This is a genomic window from Pseudobacteroides sp., assembly GCF_036567765.1.
Classification (GTDB): Bacteria; Bacillota; Clostridia; order Acetivibrionales; family DSM-2933; genus Pseudobacteroides.
Genome location: NZ_DATCTU010000036.1, coordinates 13,691 through 34,105, shown reverse-complemented (window position 1 = coordinate 34,105; position 20,415 = coordinate 13,691). Strand labels below are relative to the sequence as shown.

The 20,415-nt window shown below is 38.5% G+C and carries 19 protein-coding genes; 17 read left to right on the top strand and 2 right to left on the bottom strand.

Annotated features, from left to right (window positions below):
- Window positions 1-59: 59 nt before the first annotated feature.
- Both VIO64_RS06645 and VIO64_RS06640 read right to left on the bottom strand, forming a co-directional pair.
- Window positions 60-398 (bottom strand): P-II family nitrogen regulator, encoded by a 339-nt coding sequence (locus tag VIO64_RS06645; RefSeq protein WP_331916416.1) that lies wholly within the window; start codon window positions 396-398, stop codon window positions 60-62.
- Between the two features lie 89 nt (window positions 399-487).
- Window positions 488-1,825, bottom strand: a complete 1,338-nt coding sequence (locus VIO64_RS06640; protein WP_331916414.1) for an ammonium transporter — start codon at window positions 1,823-1,825, stop codon at window positions 488-490.
- A 538-nt stretch (window positions 1,826-2,363) separates the two neighbouring features.
- On the opposite strand from VIO64_RS06640, the gene VIO64_RS06635 reads away from it, so the two are divergent.
- The 17 genes from VIO64_RS06635 to yqeK all read left to right on the top strand — a co-directional run bounded on the left by VIO64_RS06635 (window position 2,364) and on the right by yqeK (window position 20,388).
- Complete coding sequence (locus tag VIO64_RS06635) at window positions 2,364-2,957, top strand: ANTAR domain-containing response regulator (protein WP_331916412.1); 594 nt, start codon at window positions 2,364-2,366, stop codon at window positions 2,955-2,957.
- Between the two features lie 28 nt (window positions 2,958-2,985).
- Window positions 2,986-4,087, top strand: a protein-coding gene (prfB, locus tag VIO64_RS06630) for a peptide chain release factor 2 (RefSeq protein WP_331916410.1) whose coding sequence is annotated in 2 segments (ribosomal slippage) — window positions 2,986-3,060 and window positions 3,062-4,087 — 1,101 coding nt in all. Because the reading frame shifts where the segments join, the coding sequence is not laid out codon by codon here.
- A gap of 47 nt (window positions 4,088-4,134) precedes the next feature.
- The gene (locus VIO64_RS06625) at window positions 4,135-5,013 is read left to right on the top strand and encodes a Rossmann-like and DUF2520 domain-containing protein (protein ID WP_331916408.1); all 879 of its coding nucleotides are present in this window, start codon (window positions 4,135-4,137) and stop codon (window positions 5,011-5,013) included.
- A 60-nt stretch (window positions 5,014-5,073) separates the two neighbouring features.
- Complete coding sequence (larB, locus tag VIO64_RS06620) at window positions 5,074-5,820, top strand: nickel pincer cofactor biosynthesis protein LarB (protein WP_331916542.1); 747 nt, start codon at window positions 5,074-5,076, stop codon at window positions 5,818-5,820.
- 15 nt (window positions 5,821-5,835) lie between these two features.
- Complete coding sequence (larC, locus tag VIO64_RS06615; protein WP_331916406.1) at window positions 5,836-7,224, top strand: nickel pincer cofactor biosynthesis protein LarC; 1,389 nt, start codon at window positions 5,836-5,838, stop codon at window positions 7,222-7,224.
- Between the two features lie 9 nt (window positions 7,225-7,233).
- Window positions 7,234-8,175, top strand: coding sequence for a TIGR01212 family radical SAM protein (locus VIO64_RS06610; protein ID WP_331916404.1), 942 nt, complete (start codon window positions 7,234-7,236; stop codon window positions 8,173-8,175).
- Between the two features lie 161 nt (window positions 8,176-8,336).
- Window positions 8,337-9,872, top strand: coding sequence for a glutamine-hydrolyzing GMP synthase (gene guaA, locus VIO64_RS06605; RefSeq protein ID WP_331916402.1), 1,536 nt, complete (start codon window positions 8,337-8,339; stop codon window positions 9,870-9,872).
- A 68-nt stretch (window positions 9,873-9,940) separates the two neighbouring features.
- Window positions 9,941-10,909: an AEC family transporter gene (locus VIO64_RS06600; RefSeq protein ID WP_331916400.1), complete on the top strand. Its 969-nt coding sequence runs from the start codon at window positions 9,941-9,943 to the stop codon at window positions 10,907-10,909.
- Window positions 10,910-11,312: 403 nt separating this feature from the next.
- Complete coding sequence (gene purE / locus VIO64_RS06595) at window positions 11,313-11,837, top strand: 5-(carboxyamino)imidazole ribonucleotide mutase (RefSeq protein ID WP_331916398.1); 525 nt, start codon at window positions 11,313-11,315, stop codon at window positions 11,835-11,837.
- A gap of 40 nt (window positions 11,838-11,877) precedes the next feature.
- Complete coding sequence (gene purF / locus VIO64_RS06590) at window positions 11,878-13,308, top strand: amidophosphoribosyltransferase (RefSeq protein WP_331916396.1); 1,431 nt, start codon at window positions 11,878-11,880, stop codon at window positions 13,306-13,308.
- Between the two features lie 64 nt (window positions 13,309-13,372).
- On the top strand, window positions 13,373-14,395 hold the full coding sequence (gene purM, locus VIO64_RS06585) for a phosphoribosylformylglycinamidine cyclo-ligase (RefSeq protein ID WP_331916394.1): 1,023 nt from the start codon (window positions 13,373-13,375) through the stop codon (window positions 14,393-14,395).
- The gene (gene purN, locus VIO64_RS06580) at window positions 14,389-15,015 is read left to right on the top strand and encodes a phosphoribosylglycinamide formyltransferase (RefSeq protein ID WP_331916393.1); all 627 of its coding nucleotides are present in this window, start codon (window positions 14,389-14,391) and stop codon (window positions 15,013-15,015) included. Before purM ends, purN begins: the two co-directional genes overlap by 7 nt.
- A 36-nt stretch (window positions 15,016-15,051) precedes the next feature.
- Window positions 15,052-16,596 carry a bifunctional phosphoribosylaminoimidazolecarboxamide formyltransferase/IMP cyclohydrolase gene (gene purH, locus VIO64_RS06575; protein ID WP_331916392.1) on the top strand — a complete coding sequence of 515 codons (1,545 nt, stop codon included), beginning with the start codon at window positions 15,052-15,054 and terminating at the stop codon, window positions 16,594-16,596.
- A gap of 43 nt (window positions 16,597-16,639) precedes the next feature.
- Window positions 16,640-17,902 (top strand): phosphoribosylamine--glycine ligase, encoded by a 1,263-nt coding sequence (gene purD / locus VIO64_RS06570; protein WP_331916391.1) that lies wholly within the window; start codon window positions 16,640-16,642, stop codon window positions 17,900-17,902.
- Between the two features lie 164 nt (window positions 17,903-18,066).
- Window positions 18,067-19,032 carry an ROK family protein gene (locus VIO64_RS06565; RefSeq protein WP_331916390.1) on the top strand — a complete coding sequence of 322 codons (966 nt, stop codon included), beginning with the start codon at window positions 18,067-18,069 and terminating at the stop codon, window positions 19,030-19,032.
- Window positions 19,033-19,158: 126 nt separating this feature from the next.
- Window positions 19,159-19,776 carry a nicotinate-nucleotide adenylyltransferase gene (gene nadD, locus VIO64_RS06560; RefSeq protein WP_331916389.1) on the top strand — a complete coding sequence of 206 codons (618 nt, stop codon included), beginning with the start codon at window positions 19,159-19,161 and terminating at the stop codon, window positions 19,774-19,776.
- Window positions 19,777-19,809: 33 nt separating this feature from the next.
- Entirely contained in the window at window positions 19,810-20,388 is a 579-nt protein-coding gene (gene yqeK, locus VIO64_RS06555; RefSeq protein WP_331916388.1) for a bis(5'-nucleosyl)-tetraphosphatase (symmetrical) YqeK, read from the top strand.
- Window positions 20,389-20,415: the final 27 nt, after the last annotated feature.

Here is a 20,415-nt window from a genome sequence, read left to right as displayed (position 1 = left end):
CGTAATAATATATTACATAGCTTCCTTCTTTTTAATATCTTTTAACACACCAGCCAGTGTTAAATAGCTGATTCGCCTCTTTCTCCGGTTCTGATCCTTACTGCATCCTCTACGTCGTATACAAATATTTTTCCGTCTCCCACTTCTCCGGTTTTTGCTTCTTTGCATATCAGGTTTATTATTTCTTCCACATGACTGTCTTTAGTTACAATTTCAATTTTTACCTTTGGAAGAAGGTTTAAAGTTATTTCGGTACCCCTATAATATTCCTTTCTTCCTTTTTGCAAGCCACAACCCATAACCTGACTGATTGTCAATCCATGAACATTAAATTTGCTCAATGTTTCTTTAATGTCTTCCAATTTGCCTGGTCTAATTACTGCTTCGATTTTTTTCATTTCCCTCACCTCTATATTTTTTGTGTCTGGAAATTATGGTGTATATAATAACTGACACCATAATTTATTAAGACAGATTTGCAAAGATATTATAACGCAATGCCCTCTTCTGTAGTAAAGTCGGGATATGCATCCTCACCATGCTGAGATATGTCAAGACCTTCGTCTTCATCCGATTCGCTGACGCGAAGTTTTACAAAGAGAGATATTGCTTTAAGTATGACAAATGTAAGAACCCCTGAGAAGGCTAAAGTTGCTAGAACGCTTAATGCTTGAATTCCCAAAAGCCCGGGGTTTCCATGAAGCAAGCCGTCAGCACCTAATGGGTTAACTGCCTTAGAAGCGAATACACCTGTTGCCAGGGCTCCGAATATACCCCCTATACCGTGGCATCCAAACACATCTAAAGAGTCGTCATAACCAAACTTGGGTTTAAGGACGCTTATTGCAAAATAGCTTATTGGACTTACCAGAAGACCAATAACAATTGCTGACAGTGGTGTAACAAAGCCGGCAGCCGGTGTTATGGCAACCAACCCTACTACACAGCCTGTAGCAGCTCCAAGCAATGTCGGTTTCCCATGATGTATCCATTCAATTACTATCCATGATATCAATGCTGCTGCCGCTGAAGTGTTAGTAACCAGGAAAGCATTTACTGCCACACCATTTGCAGCTAATGCACTGCCTGCATTGAAACCGAACCAGCCAAACCAAAGTACTGCAGCACCCAATAAAACAAATGGTATATTATGAGGTATCATTGGTGTTACCTTATAACCTTTACGCTTCCCTAATACGATTGCTGCCACCAATCCTGCTATACCGGAGCTTATATGGACTACAGTACCGCCAGCGAAGTCAAGAGCACCAAGTTCTCTTATCCATCCGCCAACACCCCATACCCAATGAGCAAGAGGATCATAAACCAGTGTTGCCCAGAGTAATGTAAATAATAAGTAAGCGGAGAATCTCATTCTTTCTGCAAAAGCACCTGTAATAAGTGCGGGAGTAATAATTGCAAACATCATTTGAAACATGGCAAAGGATGCTTGGGGAATAGTTCCTGCATAATCTGCATTGGGTTCTGCACCTACCCCGTTAAAGCCAAGGAAGTCAAGACCGCCAATTATACCGCCTTTATCAGGACCAAATGCAAGTGTATAGCCTATCAGTATCCATTGAATTGAAATCAATCCAACCATAACAAAGGAATTCATCATGGTATTAAGTACATTCTTTTTTCTAACCATTCCGCCGTAAAAGAAAGCCAGTGCCGGTGTCATTATAAATACAAGGGCTGTTGAAATAATAGAAAAGGTTGTATCGCCAGTATCGATTTTTGCTTCTCCCTCAGCAAAAATCATCATGGGTATGCTTAATACTGCTAGTAGACTTAATAAAAATGACATAAATTTCTTGTTCATATCGATTCCTCCATAAATTTAATATTGATTGATATTCACGATTAAAATGAAAGTTGGAATTATCGACATTGATAATTTGTATTGGAGCTCCAAATGAGAATCACTTCGACGGGATTCACTGCTAAAGTGAAAATAAAAAAGCCCACCAGTATTTAAAATACGGGTAAGCATCTTTACTTACTTGAAAAATTTATTCAACTTTCTTATATTATATTACTTTGAATTCAATAATGCAATACTTATTTTAAAAAAATTAATATGTTTTGTTTTTTAATGTTATTGCAAAAAATTACATGCAGTTTATTGCTATTTTCATATATAGCAATTCTTTTGTATATACAACAAAAGGAAGGAAATAAATAATATATACCAATATATTAATTTAGAAAAAAGGCATTATATTGTAATTTTACTGATGCGGTTTTCGATATAATATAGGAAGGATATATTTAAATATGTACTTTTAATTATCGGTAAAATCTGATATATTAAATATTAAAGCAAAAATACCGTTAATAATCTGAAAGGCGGTTATTTAATGTCTGGTGAAAAGTATATTGTTGCAGCTACAGACAATCCCACTCAAATTTCAATAAGGAACATGTTAAACCCTTACGGATTTATGTTTTTGGGTAATTGTTCGGATTCCATTTCGCTTCTGAGGCTTATCAGGAGTTATAATCCGGATTTTGTTGTTATAGATATGGGACTGCAGCTGCGTGATATAAAGCCTGTTATAGACACAATAGATGATGAAATGCTATGCCCTTGTATATTAGTTGGGCAAAGTAAAGATATGGAAACTGAGGACTTGCAGGAGAAATCAAAAGTGGTGACTCTTTGTCCGAAGCCTTTGAATAAGGAATTGTTCATTCACACGGTTGAAATGTCTTTAATAAGCTTTAAGAGGATTTCCAAGCTGGACAGGAAGCTTCGGGAAATGACTGAGAACTACGAGACAAGAAAAGCTGTTGAACGGGCTAAATGGATACTTATGGAGAGAGAAGGTATCAATGAAAGCGAAGCTTATGAGCGAATGAGGAAGAAGAGTATGGATACACGAACTCCTATTAAAGCCCTGGCTGAAGCAGTTATTTTTGCTTATGAATTAGGTGATAAAAGTAAAGGGTAAAAATAAAAGATAAAGGGGAGAGATTATAGTGCTAGAATTTGAACAATTTAAAATTGAAATTGAAGCTTTAACTATAGAACTTGGAGAAATGGGGGCTTCACTTTGACATCGCCAGACTGGACGATGAAATAGCGGAGCTTGAACAAAAGGCTGCAGAACCTGAGTTTTGGAATGACCCGGAGAATTCACAAAAGATACTTCAGAGATTAAAGAATGTAAAGGATAGAGTGGATGGATATAGAGGGCTTGTTACAGATCTCGAAGATGTAAAAACATTAAACCAACTTGGAATTGAAGAAGAGGATGTAAGTATTATAGAAGAGGTTTCTTCGGGTATTCGCGATCTAAAGGAAAAATTGACAAAGCTTAAATTGGAAACACTTCTTACTGGTCAGTACGATAAAAATAATGCAATACTGACTCTTCATGCCGGTGCAGGAGGTACTGAAGCACAGGACTGGGTGCAAATGCTTTTGAGGATGTATACGAGATGGGCTGAGGCAAAAGGCTATAATGTAAAGATTCTTGACTTTTTAGATGGCGAGGAAGCCGGTATAAAGAGTGTAACTATCCATGTTATAGGTGAAAATGCATATGGTTATTTAAGGTCGGAAAAGGGAGTACACAGGCTTGTCAGAATATCGCCGTTTGATGCTTCAGGAAGAAGACATACTTCCTTTGCATCATTAGATGTAATGCCGGAGCTTGATGACGACATAGAAATTGATATTAACCCTGAGGACCTGAGAGTTGACACATATAGAGCCAGCGGTGCAGGAGGCCAGCATATCAATAAAACGGAATCAGCTGTAAGAATAACCCATATACCTACGGGAGTAGTTGTTGCATGTCAAACAGAAAGGTCCCAGTTCCAAAACAAAGATACCGCCATGAAGATGCTTAAGTCAAAACTGCTAGAGCTTAAAGAACGTGAACAAAAAGAAAAGATAGAAGACTTGAAGGGTATTCAGATGGATATTGCATGGGGAAGTCAAATAAGATCCTATGTATTTTGTCCCTATACCCTTGTAAAGGATCACCGAACTAATTTTGAGATTGGAGATGTAAATTCCGTTATGGATGGAGAAATTGACGGGTTTATAAATTCATTTCTTTCAAGTAAACAATAAACAAAAGCTTTGTATAAATATCATTTAATACTATTAAGGGGGCTGCTATGAATTCAAAAAGTATCGGTATAATTGGAACCGGAAAACTTGGAAGCAGCCTTGCTGTCGCTTTACAATCAAAAGGGTTTATATTATCAGGGCTTTACAGCATTGGAGGAGTTTCCCAAAATAAGCTCTGCAACAGTTTGGGAGTTTGTGTTGAAAATGATTTAAAGAAAACAGTAGCTCGGTCGGATATTATTTTTATAACGGTTCCCGACTCTCAAATAAAAAACGCAGCGATACATATATCACAATCGACAGAGGCTGATAGCTTAAAAAATAAGTGTTTTTTTCATATGAGCGGTGCTCTGACATCTGATGAGCTTGTTGATTTGGGCACAGGTGTTTATACAGGCTCTTTACATCCTATCCAGACATTTGCTGATGCAGCAAATGATCCTAAGATATTTGAAGGGATTTATTTTGGATTTGAAGGCTGTGGTGAGGCTTATTTAGCTGCAAAATATTTGGTTGATGCACTAAACGGAAAAATCATTAATATCCAAAAGGCCAATAAGCCCATATACCATGCCTGTGCATGTATAATATCCAATTATACAGTTACCCTTTCTTACACAGTTGAAAAACTGCTAAGGGTAATGGATGTTGAGAACCAAATCGGTATTAATGCGTTTTTGCCATTATTAAAGGGGACTGTTGCCAATATTGAAAAGTTTGGCAGTATCATGTCTCTTACAGGTCCCATATCCAGGGGTGACTTAAATGTGATAAAGAGGCATATTGAAGCATTAAATAAAAAAAGCGGTTGTCTGGAAAATGAGTTATACAGGGTTATGGCTTTGGCAACAGCCGATGTGGCCTGTGAGAAAGGCAGCATTGATGAAGGCATAAGGCTGTCGATAAATAAACTGTTTGATAAGTGAGACAATAATTAAAGTGTTGGAAATGCATTAAAGCAAAATTTTTAAAAGGGTGTGGTGGCCATAGAGATCGAGAGTTTAAAGGAATTGCTTAAAAATGTCCAGGATGGAAAGGTGAATGTTGATGATGCGGTTGAAAGGCTTAAAACATTGCCTTTTGAGGACTTGGGCTTTGCAAAGGTAGACCATCATCGAAATATCAGAAACGGGTACCCTGAAGTTGTTTACTGCGAAGGTAAAACAAATGAACAGATCAAAGCAATAATTTTGAAGCTCATGGAGAAAAATAACAATATAATGGCTACACGTGCCGATGTATCGGTTTTTGAGACGGTAAAAGAAATTACAGAGGATGCTGTTTATTACGAAAGTGCCCGGATCATAGTGGTGAAAAAAAGAGAAGTATCCAAGTCGGTGAAAACCATAGCGATTGTTACAGCAGGAACATCGGACATACCCGTTGCAGAGGAAGCGGCTATTACAGCGGAAACCATGGGTAATTCAGTGGTAAGGGTGTATGATGTCGGAGTTGCAGGTATACACAGGCTATTTGCAAAATCGGAAATACTGTTAAAAGCTAATGTATTGGTTGTTGTTGCAGGTATGGAGGGTGCACTTGCCAGTGTTGTTGCAGGTATGGTGGACAAGCCTGTTATTGCAGTACCTACAAGTGTAGGTTATGGGGCCAATTTCGGCGGCTTATCGGCACTTCTGACTATGCTTAACAGCTGTGCAAGCGGTATTGGTGTAGTAAACATTGATAACGGATTTGGGGCAGGTTTTTTAGCAGCGATGATAAATAGATTATAAATAAGGAGAATGCCTATGAAGGTTCTTTATTTTGATTGTTTTTCCGGAATAAGCGGTGATATGACTGTAGGGGCATTGCTAGACCTTGGAATCGATAAGGAGTTATTTTTGGAGGAGCTTAGGAAGCTAAACCTGGGTGGATGCGAGGTGCTCATTGAAAAGACAACCAGGCAGGGCATTGCCGGAACTGATTTTAATGTTATCGTAAATGAAGAGTATGATGACCTGGTTAAACGCATGGAACAAAAAGGGCATTTGCAAACAGAAATGTCTTTGAAGCATGACCAGGACCATAGTCACGATGTTGGTCACAACAATAATAACGATGGCAATCACAACCATCATCATGACCATGACCACGATCATCACCACGACCATAGCCAAGACAACAGTCATCATCATGAACACGGGAGAAATCTTTTGGATATCGAAGCCCTTATTGATGCAAGTATATTAAAGCAAAGTATTAAAAGCATCAGTAAAAAGGTTTTTAGAGAAATTGCAAGAGCAGAGGCAAAGGTGCATAATAAAAGCATCAATGAGATTCATTTTCATGAGGTTGGTGCTGTAGATTCAATTGTAGATATTGTAGGAACTTCCATATGCCTTGACCTTTTGGGAGTTAAGGAAGTTTATTGCTCTCCTCTTCACGACGGGCAGGGCTTTATCGAATGTGCCCATGGGATTATACCGGTTCCGGTACCTGCGGTTATGGAAATTTTGGCGAACTCTCAGATCCCTTTAGTAATTGAGGATGTTAAGACAGAGCTCATTACACCAACAGGAGCAGGCATTGTAAAGACTCTATGCAGGAACTTTGGCAGCATGCCTGTGATGATTATTGACAAGGTGGGTTATGGTTTCGGTAAAAGAGAGACAGGCAGGTTAAACGCCCTGAGAGTGGTTTTAGGAACTATTTTAAGTCATGACAGCCTCATGGAGGATATGGTCCTTTTAGAGACCAACATAGACGATACGACCTCTGAAATTCTTGGTTTTACCATGGAAAAACTCCTTGAGCACGGTGCTGCAGATGTGTATTATACGTCGATTTATATGAAGAAAAACCGCCCGGCATATATGCTGTCGGTTTTGTGTAAAAAGCAGCTTGAAGAAAAAATGGCTGATATTATATTAAGAGAGACTTCTACTATCGGAGTTAGAAGGAGCGTTGTCAAAAGGCACGTTATGGATAGAGAAGTCGTAAAGATCAATACAGGCTTTGGTGATGTAAGGGTAAAAATATCAACCAGGGGAAATGTTAAGAAGGTAACTCCTGAATATGAGGATTGCAAGGATATAGCACTCAAAACAGGAATGCCTCTAATTGCGGTTTATGAACAGGTAAACAGACATATGGCACAATCTGAGCAATGCGTGAAAAACAGGTATGAAGGAAATTAGGGAATAGGTATGTATTACAATAAGTTTTCGGATTATTTAAAGGAAAAGTACAAGGCAAAGGTTTATAAAATACCCATTAATATTCCGGTAACATGCCCTAACAGGGATGGCACACTAGGAACGAAGGGCTGTCTTTTTTGCGGTGAGGAAGGGGCAGGATTTGAAAACCTTTCAAATCAGCTTGGGGTTAGGGAACAAATAGAAATCAACTCCAGGTATATAGGTGAAAAATATAAAGCAGAAAAGTTTATTATATATTTTCAAAATTACACAAACACATACCTTCCTGTGGAAAGATTTAAGGCATACATCAGCGACTCATGTATGCCAGGTGTTGCTGCCATCTACATTTCCACCAGGCCTGACTGTATAAATGACAGCTATCTTTCATTTTTGCAGAGCATAAAAAACAGCAGAAATATTGATATTGTTATAGAACTAGGCCTTCAGACTGTGAATTATCATACCCTGAAGGCTATTTACCGTGGTCACCTTCTTGCGGAGTTTATTGATGCAGCAATCCGTATAAAGAATTACGGACTCATGACATGTGCTCATTATATTGTAGATCTTCCGATGGATAACATGGATGATGTGATAGAGGGTGCAAGGATAATATCTGCTTTAGGTGTAAATCAGGTGAAATGCCATTCAATGTATATTTTAGAAGGCACAGGAATGGGTGATTTATACAAAAAAGGACTTATTAAACCTGTGACTTTGGAAGAATATATAGAAAGGGTTATTGCTTTTCTAGAGTTTTTATCGCCTGAAATAGTTATACAGAGGCTAATAGGGCGGGCACCAAAGGAAAGATCCCTTTTTTGCAACTGGGGAACAAGTTGGTGGAAAATACACGATATGATCGAAGCTAAAATGAAAGAAGAAAACAGGTGCCAGGGACTAAAGTTCAATTATCTTAACGGAAGTGCCTGCCAGGGTTTGTTTTAATACTATTGTATGTTTTGAAATCATGACATAGGCAATTAAAAATTTGCTTTGCATATATCTACAAAATCCTATATAATATTTAAATGATTAATGGGTTAATAATTATGACGGGCTTATTTAGATCATAAATTTATAAAGTTTTATGTAAGGGGTTGTTATTTTTGAACAATGAAATGATAATAGTGCTTGATTTTGGAGCTCAATATAATCAGCTGATTGCAAGAAGAGTAAGGGAAGCAAATGTGTATTGTGAGGTTTTACCTTATAATGCATCTATCGAGAAAATAAAATCCTTAAATCCAAAGGGTATCATTTTCTCTGGTGGTCCTGCGTCAGTACTTGATGAGGGTGCACCTTTCTGTGACAAGGAAATATTCAATTTAGGCGTGCCCATTTTAGGTATTTGCTACGGAATGCAGCTAATGGGCGTAATGCTTGGCGGAAGTGTAGAAAGGGCTGAACAAAGGGAATACGGCAAAAATGACATTACGCTTAATACAGATGGTAAGCTGTTTAATGGAATAGACAAGGATACAACATGCTGGATGAGCCATACTTATTTTGTAAGTAAGCTTCCAGAAGGATTTAGCTGCATTGCTTCGTCTTCAAATTGCTGTAATGCTGCTATGGAAAATAAAGAAAGGAAGTTTTATGGAGTGCAGTTCCATCCCGAGGTTTCGCATACACCAAGAGGAATGGAAGTCCTAAGGAACTTTTTATATAATGTATGCGGTTGTTCAGGGGACTGGATAATGTCATCCTTTGTAGAACAATCTATTAAGGCAATAAAGGATAAAGTAGGCGATAAAAAGGTTTTGTGTGCATTATCGGGCGGTGTAGATTCATCTGTGGCGGCTGTTATGATACATAAAGCCATAGGCAAGCAGCTTACCTGTATTTTTGTGGATCATGGGCTTCTTAGAAAGTATGAGGGAGACCAGGTAGAAAAGGTTTTTACAGAGCAATTTGATCTAAACCTCATAAGGGTTAATGCGGAAGACAGATTTTTAGAAAAGCTTGCTGGTGTATCGGAGCCTGAGACTAAGAGAAAAATAATCGGCGAAGAATTTATAAGGGTTTTTGAGGAAGAAGCTAAAAAGATTGGAAAAGTTGATTTTCTTGTTCAGGGAACTATTTATCCCGACGTTATTGAGAGCGGAGTAGGGAATGCGGCTGTTATTAAAAGCCATCATAACGTAGGCGGGCTTCCTGACTATGTTGATTTTAAAGAAATAATCGAGCCATTAAGAAACCTTTTTAAGGATGAGGTAAGAAGAGTCGGAGAGGAACTTGGAATACCTGGGGAAATAGTATGGAGGCAGCCGTTCCCCGGACCAGGTTTGGCGATAAGGATCATTGGGGACATAACCATAGACAAGCTGGAAATTGTTAAGGATTCCGATCATATATTCAGAGAAGAGATTGCCAATGCAGGACTGGACAGGCAAATAAATCAGTACTTTACTGTGTTGACCGGAATGCGAAGCGTCGGTGTCATGGGGGACGAAAGAACCTATGACTATACGTTGGCTCTTAGAGCGGTGACTACTACCGACTTTATGACAGCTGACTGGGCAAGAATACCCTATGATTTATTGGAGAAGATTTCTAACAGAATAGTAAATGAAGTAAAACACATAAACAGAATTGTTTACGACATTACAAGCAAGCCGCCTGCTACTATCGAGTGGGAATAAAATAAAAAGTGGTGCAAAATAAAAGGGGCCTAAAAACCCCTTTATATTTATGTTTGGGGGGTTTATAGATGACTATAAAAATAATTATGCTGGGAATTCTAGCATTCATTGGTTTTATAGCCGGCAAGACAGGTTACTTACCGGAAAACTCCGGCGTTATATTATCACGGCTCGTGGTTAAAGTCACGGCACCCATATTGATATTTATAACATTAGCCGGTAACAAAATTACAGGTAAAGAGCTTGGTAACGGCATATGGATATACATTTTCGGACTTACGTTTATGCTTATATCTTTTTTAATAGGCCATATTTTAAGTAAGAGGCTGAAAATGGGTGTGGCAACTAAAAGTATATTTAAAATGCATTTTGTCTTTGGTAACGTTGTGTTTCTGGCATTTCCTTTAATAAGTTCGGTATATGATGCAGCAAGTGTCAAGCTGGCTTTAACGTATGCTGTATTCTATAATCTGGCAAATGATACATTGCTGTGGACATTGGGAATTTATCTGGTAAATAAACATAAGGAAAGCAATTGGAAGGATAATCTTAAGCACCTAATTAACGGTAATACCATAGCTTTTACATTAGGGATAATATGCATATTGATAAATTTACAAAATATAGTAGAGCATAATTCTGTGGTAAGAACTGTATATGATGTGGTTTTTGGTACGCTAAAGCCCCTTGGGGAAACAACTTTTACACTTTCTATGTTGTTTATAGGGTTGATACTTTCGGAGGTCAAAATTAAAAGCAGGAATGATTTGCTAAAACGGTATCCTTCAGTTATGCTTAGCATCTTTAAACTTCTTATAATACCTTTTTTAGCATTCTTTATATTGAAGTTGACAGGAAACTTTATATCTCCCATGGCAAAGGGAATTATAGTTATACAGCTAGCCATGCCCTGCGGAACAATTGTTCCTGCATTAGCCTCACAATATGATTCCGATTACAGATTTGCAACGGAAAATGTATTTTTCTCAACTATAATTTGTATAATTACCTTACCGTTTATCTCAGGACTTGTTTAGGTAATGATTAAAGAATTACTTCCCCTTGCGAGCGTGTATTCACGAGTTAAGTGGATACGAAAGCGAGCTGATAGGGGAAGTTATTTCTTTAACATTACTAAGTAATAATTAAAGAATTACTTACCCACTCCCAAGTAAATATTCGGATAATTGATATGAAAAAACCTTTATAGTGTATATAAATTTACAGTTTTATATTGTATATAGGCAATATTACGAATATTATTAAAAGAAATCAAAAAAATGTTCGTAATTATTGTCTCTTTAAATTGACAAACAGCAGAGTGATTTGATACTATAATTTATGTGAGAAAGCTAAGGGCTTAGGTTTTAAATGAGTTTCTAAAATGCATAATTAATCTTACAATTTATTATAAAATATTTATATTATGGGGGTTTTGCTATGTGTTCTTCAAAAGATGCGAGAGTTGCCATAGTAATGGGCAGCGATTCCGATTTACCTACTCTTAAGGGATGTATCAAGCTTTTACAGGAATTCAACATAAAAGTGGATGTTATGGTTTGTTCTGCACACAGAACACCTGAAAAGGCATCTGAGTTTGCAAAGAAGGCAGAAGAAAACGGTATAGATGTAATAATCGCAGCTGCAGGTAAAGCTGCACACTTGCCTGGAGTATTAGCTGCTTATACCACACTGCCTGTCATCGGGGTTCCTATCAAGTCATCAACATTGGACGGAATGGATGCACTTTTATCAATAGTTCAGATGCCAAGTGGTATACCTGTTGCAACAGTTGCTATTGACGGAGCTGAAAATGCTGCCATACTTGCAGCACAGATACTGTCTGTAGGCTATCCAGGACTAAGGGAAGAGATGAAGGCCTTTAAAAATAAGCTTGCAAAAAAAGTTGAGGAAAAGAATGAAGCACTACAGAGTAAGCTTGTGGATGGAAAATGGGATATATAATAACAACACATAAAGATGTCGGTATTTTAAGGAGTTAGCTATGAATGATTATAATAGGCCGGACAAGTTGAGAGAAGAGTGTGGGGTTTTCGGTATTTACAGCAATAACTGCCATGATGTTGCAAGCATGTCCTACTATGCACTTTATGCACTGCAGCACAGAGGGCAGGAGAGCTGCGGTATAGCCGTAAACACCGAGGGTGATATAGTACATCATAAAGCAATGGGTCTTGTACCTGAGGTGTTTAGTGAAAAGATTCTAGATGGGCTTCAGGGGAGTTCTGCAGTCGGTCATGTTCGTTACTCTACTACCGGAGCCAGCCTTCTTGCAAATGCCCAGCCCTTAGTGGTCAAATACAAGGATGGGAAGATGGCTTTAGCTCATAATGGTAATCTGGTCAATGCTTCAGAAATACGAGAAAAGCTTGAGGAAAATGGTGCTATATTTCAGTCTACTATTGATTCTGAAATAATGGCATATTTAATTTCCAGATACAGGGGGCATAATAACAGCATTGAAGAAGCAATATTTGAGATGATGAAAGAAGTAAAGGGTTCTTATGCACTCGTTGTTCTTACACCTAAAAAGCTATTGGGGATCAGGGACCCCTTTGGAATAAGACCTCTATGTATAGGAATGCTGGGTGACTCTTATGTTCTTGCTTCCGAAACCTGTGCTCTTGATGCTATAGGTGCAAATTTTATCAGGGATGTAGAGCCTGGAGAAATTGTTGCTATCAGCGATGAGGGCCTTTCCAGCATAAAAACCAATTTGGAGAATGAGTCTAAACTTTGTATATTTGAACATATATATTTTGCAAGGCCGGACAGTTATATAGACGGTGCAAGCGTTTACAGGGCCAGATTTGAAGCAGGAAGACTATTAGCAATTGAAAATCCTGTGGAGGCTGACTTGGTTATAGGTGTACCTGACTCGGGAATTACAGCCGCTTTAGGATATTCTGAACAGTCGGGAATACCCTATGCACAGGGATTTATTAAGAACAGGTATGTAGGGAGAACCTTTATTCAGCCTGATCAGGGAAAACGCGAAATGAGCGTGAGAATAAAGCTCAACGCCATGAGAAATGCAATAGAAGGAAAAAGAGTTATAATGGTAGATGATTCCATAGTAAGAGGAACTACAAGTAAAAGAATAGTTCAATTGCTAAGGGATGCCGGGGCGACTGAGGTTCACCTTAAGATAAGTTCACCGCCGGTTAAATGGCCGTGTTATTTTGGCATAGATACGCCTTCTAGAAAGCACCTGACTGCTGCATGCCATACAGTTGATGAAATAAAGAAAATGATAGGGGCTGATAGCCTTAGCTATTTAAGCATCGAAGGACTTATAAGCACACCTGTCGGATCTAAGTGCGGTTTTTGCAAAGCATGTTTTGATGGTGACTATCCTATGCAGGTTCCGGGGGAAGGTAATAAATTCTCATGTGACGGTTCTCAAAAAGAATAGTAAAAGGATAGAATGTTTAATAGATTAGTTAATTTAATTAAATTATGAGTTTGGAGGATATGAAATGACGACCTATAAAGATGCAGGGGTTGACGTTGAAGCTGGTTATAAGGCTGTAGAACTTATGAAAGGCCATGTTAAAAAGACATTCAGACCTGAAGTTATGACAGATTTGGGTGGATTTGGCGGATTGTTTTCATTAACTAAAGACAAGTATAAAGAGCCTGTTTTAGTGTCCGGTACTGACGGAGTAGGGACAAAACTTAAAATAGCCTTCTTGCTGGATAAGCATGATACTGTAGGTATTGACTGTGTTGCCATGTGTGTCAACGACATAGTATGCAGCGGTGCAGAGCCTCTATTTTTTCTTGACTATATAGCAGTTGGGAAGAACAGACCTGAGAAGGTAGCTGATATTGTAAAGGGAGTGGCAGAGGGCTGTGTTATGTCAGGTTGTGCACTAATTGGCGGTGAAACAGCTGAAATGCCTGGATTCTATTCTGAGGAAGACTACGATATGGCAGGTTTTGCAGTGGGTATAGTTGATAAGAGCAAAATAATTGACGGAAAAAGCATAAAAGAGGGAGACAAACTAATTGGGCTTCCATCATCAGGGCTCCACAGCAACGGATTCTCCCTGGTAAGAAAGCTTCTTAATCCATCTAAAGAAAAGCTGCAGGAGTATGTAGAAGCATTGGGATCAAAAATGGGTGATGAGCTCATAAAGCCTACAAAGATTTATGTGAAGACAATACTCGACATAATAAATAAATATGAAATCAAGGGGATTTCTCATATAACAGGCGGTGGCTTTATTGAAAATATTCCAAGGATGGTACCGGAAGGTTTGAGAGTCAGGATCAATAAAGGAACTTGGCCTGTACTGCCAATTTTTAATTTATTGCAGAGTATAGCCAATATTGGAGAAAGGGATATTTACAACACATTCAATATGGGTATCGGAATGGTATTGGCTGTAAGCAGTGATATAGCCGAAGATGTAGTTGAACATATAAAGAAGAATAACGAGGAAGCTTACCTGATTGGTGAAATTGTTAAGGGAGAGGCCGGAGTTGATATATGTTGAGGATAGGGGTTCTAGTATCAGGAGGAGGTACCAATCTCCAGGCTATTTTGGATAAAATTGACAGCGGGTATCTGGATAACTGTTCCGTAGTGACTGTTATATCCAGCAAGGTGGGCGTATATGCTCTTAAGAGAGCTGAAAACCATAATATACCCTCTGAAGTCATATCAAGGAAAAGCTATTCCTCTCTGGACGAATTTGATACAGCACTTATAGAAAGCCTGGAGAAACAAGGGGTTGAACTGGTTGTCCTTGCTGGGTTCTTATCCCTGCTTGGTGAGAGGTTTAATAACCATTACAAAAATAGAATTATTAATGTTCACCCATCGCTGATACCATCCTTCTGCGGAAAGGGTTATTACGGGCTGATTCCACACGAAAGGGCCATTGAGTACGGGGTAAAGGTAACCGGTGCTACTGTGCATTTTGTTGAGCTTGAGGCTGATGCGGGACCAATAATACTTCAGAAGGCAGTACATATAAATGAAGATGATACTCCTGAAACCTTGCAGAAGCGGGTGATGGAAGAGGTGGAATGGCAGATTTTGCCTGAGGCTATCAGGCTTTATGCACAGCGAAGACTTAAAGTTGAGGGAAGAAAAGTTAGAATATTGCCATAAATAACAATTAAAATAATTTATAAAAGGAGAGTTAACATGGTTAAAAGGGCCTTAATAAGCGTATCGGATAAAACCGGAATTGTAGATTTTGCAAAAGAGCTTCAAGGTATGGGAGTAGAAATAATATCAACGGGCGGAACCTATAAAACCTTAAGTGATGCTGGAATAAAAGTTATAAATATATCTGACATCACAGGCTTTCCCGAATGCCTTGACGGCAGGGTTAAAACCCTTCATCCTAAAGTCCATGGTGGGCTGCTTGCAATAAGAAGCAACCCTGATCATATGAAACAAATAGCAGAACTGGGTATAGAGCCCATTGGTATGGTTATAATAAACCTATATCCTTTCAAGCAGACAATTTTAAAAGAGAATGTTGAGCTCCATGATGCTATTGAGAATATCGATATTGGCGGTCCCACAATGCTCCGTGCAGCTGCCAAAAACTACCAGGATGTATCTGTTATAGTGGATCCTTCTGATTACGTGACTGTCGTTGAAGAATTGAAATCATCAAAGGATGTTTCCTTGAAAACAAAATTTAAGCTTGCATATAAAGTTTTTGAACATACATGTCATTATGATACCCTTATAGCTAAATACTTGAGAGAAAAGATAGGAGAAGACACCTTCCCTGAAACCATGACCCTTACATTTGAGAAGGTTCAGGACATGAGGTATGGTGAGAATCCTCATCAAAAGGCTGTTTTCTATAAGGAAGTTGGAGCAAACAAGGGGTGTATTACATCTGCGAAGCAGTTGCATGGGAAAGAGCTTTCATACAACAACATAAATGATGCCAACGGTGCACTTGAGCTCTTGAAGGAATTTTCTGAGCCCACGGTTGTAGCTGTAAAGCATGCCAACCCATGTGGAGTAGCCAGCAGCGACAATATATATGATGCATATGTAAAGGCATATGAAGCAGATCCAGTATCCATATTTGGCGGGATAATTGCTGCAAATAGAGAGATTGACCTTAAGACTGCAGAAGAAATCAATAAGATATTCGTTGAAATAATAATTGCTCCTTCCTTTACAGATGAAGCAATGGCAGTTCTTTCGAAGAAAAAGAACATAAGAATCATGAAATTGGATGACATCGGGGCACCGGTTCCTGAAGGAAGCTATGATATGAAAAAAGTAGCTGGAGGACTCCTGGTTCAAAACGTTAACCGTGAATGTGTAAATAAGGAAGAAATAAAATTTGTCACCGAGAAAAAGCCGGATGAAAAGCAAATTGAAGAGCTTTTGTTTGCAATGAAGGTTGTAAAGCATACCAAATCCAATGGCATAGTTGTGGCTAAGGGTAAGCAGACATTAGGCGTGGGTCCTGGACAGACAAATAGGATTATGGCGGCAAAGATTGCAATAGAGTACGGTGGAGAAAGAACAAAAGGAGCTGTTCTCGCATCCGATGCATTTTTCCCATTCCCTGATTGTGTAGAGGCTGCTGCTGCGGCAGGTATTACAGCAATAATACAGCCAGGAGGCTCAATGAACGATCAGGCTTCCATTGACGAATGCAATAAGCATGGAATTGCCATGATTTTCACAGGCATGAGACATTTTAAACATTAATTCGTGATTGTTTGTAAAATTAAGTAGACGGTGGAGGATTAGAATGAAAATTCTGGTTGTAGGTAGTGGAGGGCGTGAGCATACAATTATATGGAAAATTGCACAAAGCCCATTGGTTACAAAACTGTATTGTGCACCGGGAAACGGTGGTATTTCAACGTTAGCTGAATGTGTTCCCATCAAAGCCATGGATATAGAGGGAATTGTAAAATTTTCAAAAGACAATATGATAGATCTGGTAGTTGTCGCCCCCGATGATCCTTTGGCAGCAGGCATGGTGGATGAGCTGGAAAAGGCAGGCATCAGAGCCTTCGGACCATATAAAAATGCTGCGGTTATTGAGGGAAGCAAGGCTTTTGCAAAGGATTTGATGAAAAAATATTCAATTCCTACTGCAAAATATGAAACCTTTGACAACTATGAGCATGCTATTGAGTATTTAAAGCATCAGGAGTATCCTGTGGTAATAAAGGCAGATGGGTTGGCACTTGGCAAAGGTGTTATAATAGCTCAAGGTTTTGATCAGGCACAGGAAGCTGTCAACAGTATGATGAACGATAAGGTTTTTGGTAGTGCCGGGAATAAGGTTGTTATTGAAGAGTTTCTTGTTGGTCCTGAAGTGTCTATTCTGGCATTTACCGATGGAAAAACAATTAAGCCTATGGTTAGCTCCCAGGACCATAAAAGAGTATTTGACAATGATGAGGGGCCTAATACAGGAGGAATGGGCACATTTGCTCCTAGTAAGATATATACCCCGGAAATCGCCGACTACTGCATGGAAAAAATAATGAAGCCTACAATAGAAGCAATGAATAAGGAAAACAGAAAGTTTAAAGGCGTTATTTATTTTGGGTTTATACTGACTAAGGAAGGTCCTAAAGTTCTTGAATACAATGCAAGGTTTGGGGATCCCGAGACGCAGGTTGTACTTCCCCAACTAGAGAGTGACTTGGTAGAGATATTCAATGCGGTAATTGATGAAAAGCTAAGTGAGATGGATATCAAGTGGAGCAGCAGTGCAGCAGTTTGCGTAGTTATGGCATCTGGAGGCTATCCTGGAAAATATGATACAGGCCTCGAAATATCAGGACTTGCTGATGCAGAGCACGATGCCAATACAGTGGTGTTTCATGCCGGAACCAAATATGAAAACGGAAGGTTTTACACTGCTGGAGGCAGGGTTTTAGGTGTTACAGCACTTGAACCTACAATGGAACAAGCAATTGGAAAGGCTTACCAAGCAGTTGAAAAAATCTCCTTTAGGGGTGCACACTTCAGAAAAGACATAGGCAGGAAATACTAAGAGCCATACTTTTAATATAAAAGGCAGGGGATACTGAATAATATATGTCCCTTGCTTTTTGTTATGTTATTGTGAGAAATTATGTCTAAAAAATTATGATGAAGGATATTTTTGCAGCTGTGTAGAATTATAATATACTACAAATTTTTATTGGAGCTGATATAATGAAAAAAGCATATATATGTTTGGATATAGGTGGTACAAAGGTTTTAGGAGCAGTATTTGATGAAAACCTCAAAATAGTATGCAAAGTAAAAAAGAAAACCAAGGCGGAAGAGGGCCAGGGGAAAATAGAGGAAAGAATTATAAACCTTGTTGAGGAACTTATTGTAAAGTCACAAATAAGCAGAGAGTCTCTTGCCGGAATAGGAGCCGGTGCACCGGGGATAATAAATGAAAGTACTGGTGAAATCATCTTTACTCCAAATATTCCATGGAGAAACTATAACATAAAAAAAGTTATTGAGGGCAAATTTAATGTACCCTTTCACATCGGAAATGACGTAAAGATGGGTGTTCTTGGTGAGTGGAAATATGGTGTCGGAAAAAATAGAGAAAATATAGTGGGTATATTTGTTGGAACAGGCATAGGCGGAGGCGTCATTATAAACAATAAGCTATATGCAGGTGCAAAGCATTCAGGAACCGAGGTTGGTCATATGATAATAAATACCGAGGGGCCTTACTGCAACTGCGGGCAGAGAGGGTGTCTTGAAGCATATGCAAGTAAGATTGCAATTACAAGGGAGATTAAGGGACAGATTGCAAGAGGCAGGGAATCAATCCTTAAGGATTTGATGGGAGAAGATACAACCATTATAAAGAGCAAAATGCTAAAAAGAGCTATTGAGGATAGGGATGAGCTGGCACTGGAGGTAGTGGATAAGGCAGTATATTATCTTGCAGCAGGTGCTGGATCCCTAATAAACATATTCAATCCTAACATGCTTATATTAGGTGGTGGAGTGTTTGAAGCCCTTGGGGGTTATATGCTTCCTGCACTTCAAGAGAAAATAAAAAGATTTTCAATGCCTGCCGTCCTTGAAGGAACTGAAATTGTTCAGTCAAAGCTTGGAGATGACTCAATCCTATATGGTTCACTGGCACTTATTATGGGTACCAAACTGTAAAGCTATATTATAGTAGTATGTTAAAAATAAATGAAATTTTCAAATAATCCTAATTATAAATCATTTTCCTTTATAATTAGGATTATTTATGCTATAATGTATGGAGCAAAATTTTGGAGAACAACTATGCCGGGATATATTAAAATCGGAATTTCAGGTGGGACTTTTGACCCTATCCATTACGGACATCTAATAACTGCAGAGAACATAAGAAATGCCATTGGGCTGGATAAGGTCATATTTGTGCCGACGGGAATGCCTCCTCACAAAAAGCATTTAAATGTGACTTCGCCAATAGACAGGCTTAACATGGTTAAGAAGGCTGTTTATTCAAATCCTTATTTTGAGGTTTCAAGTGTAGAGGTGGAACGTGAAGGATACACTTATACAATAGACACATTGAAACATTTTAAAAGAATTTATGGGGAAAAGGCACAGATGTATTTTATTACGGGTGCGGATGTTGTAAAAGAACTGACGACCTGGAAAAACTTCGAGGAATTATTTACCATGTGCAGATTTATATCTGCATTAAGACCTGATTATGTCGATGAAAGCTTTTATAGTGATGTTGAATACCTCAAATCAAACTACAATGCCGACATAATAGTTGCCAATATACCTATGGTCCAGATTTCATCAACAGATATCAGGAAAAGAGTGCAGGAAGGGAAGACGATAAAGTATTTATTGCCTGAATGTGTTGAAGACTATATTTATAAGAACAATTTATACAGGGACTGAAGATTTATAGTGTACAGAAGGGCAATATGGAGTATGACAATTGATGAAATGAGAAATAAATTGGAAAAAACTCTTTCAAAGAAGAGGTTTAAACACTCATTAGGGGTAATGTATACAGCTGTAGATCTTGCTAAGATCTATGGTGTTGATGTGGAAAAGGCAGCTGTATCAGGATTGCTTCATGATTGTGCAAGAGAAATTAAAGGAGCAGAAGTTTTTAAGGCCTGTGAAAAATACGGGATTGAGATTGATGTTTTTACAAGAAACCAGCCTTCACTGCTTCATGGCTCTATAGGTGCCGAAATTGCAAGGGAAGAATATGGTATAAAGGATCGATCAGTGTTAACAGCAATAAAATACCACACAACTGGACGAGCTGATATGGACATGCTTGAGAAAATTATATATATAGCTGATTATATTGAGCCTGGCAGGAGTTTTCAGGGTGTTGAGGAGGCAAGAAAAGAAGCATTTAAAGACATCGACAGGACAATGCTTATGGCCCTCGACAGAACCATCAATCATATAATCGAAAAAAAGAGCTATATACATGTTGATGCAATTCATGCAAGAAATTATATTCTTGAGCAGATGGGGAATGTTAAATATTAGTTATAATAGAACTTAAGGGGATGGTTT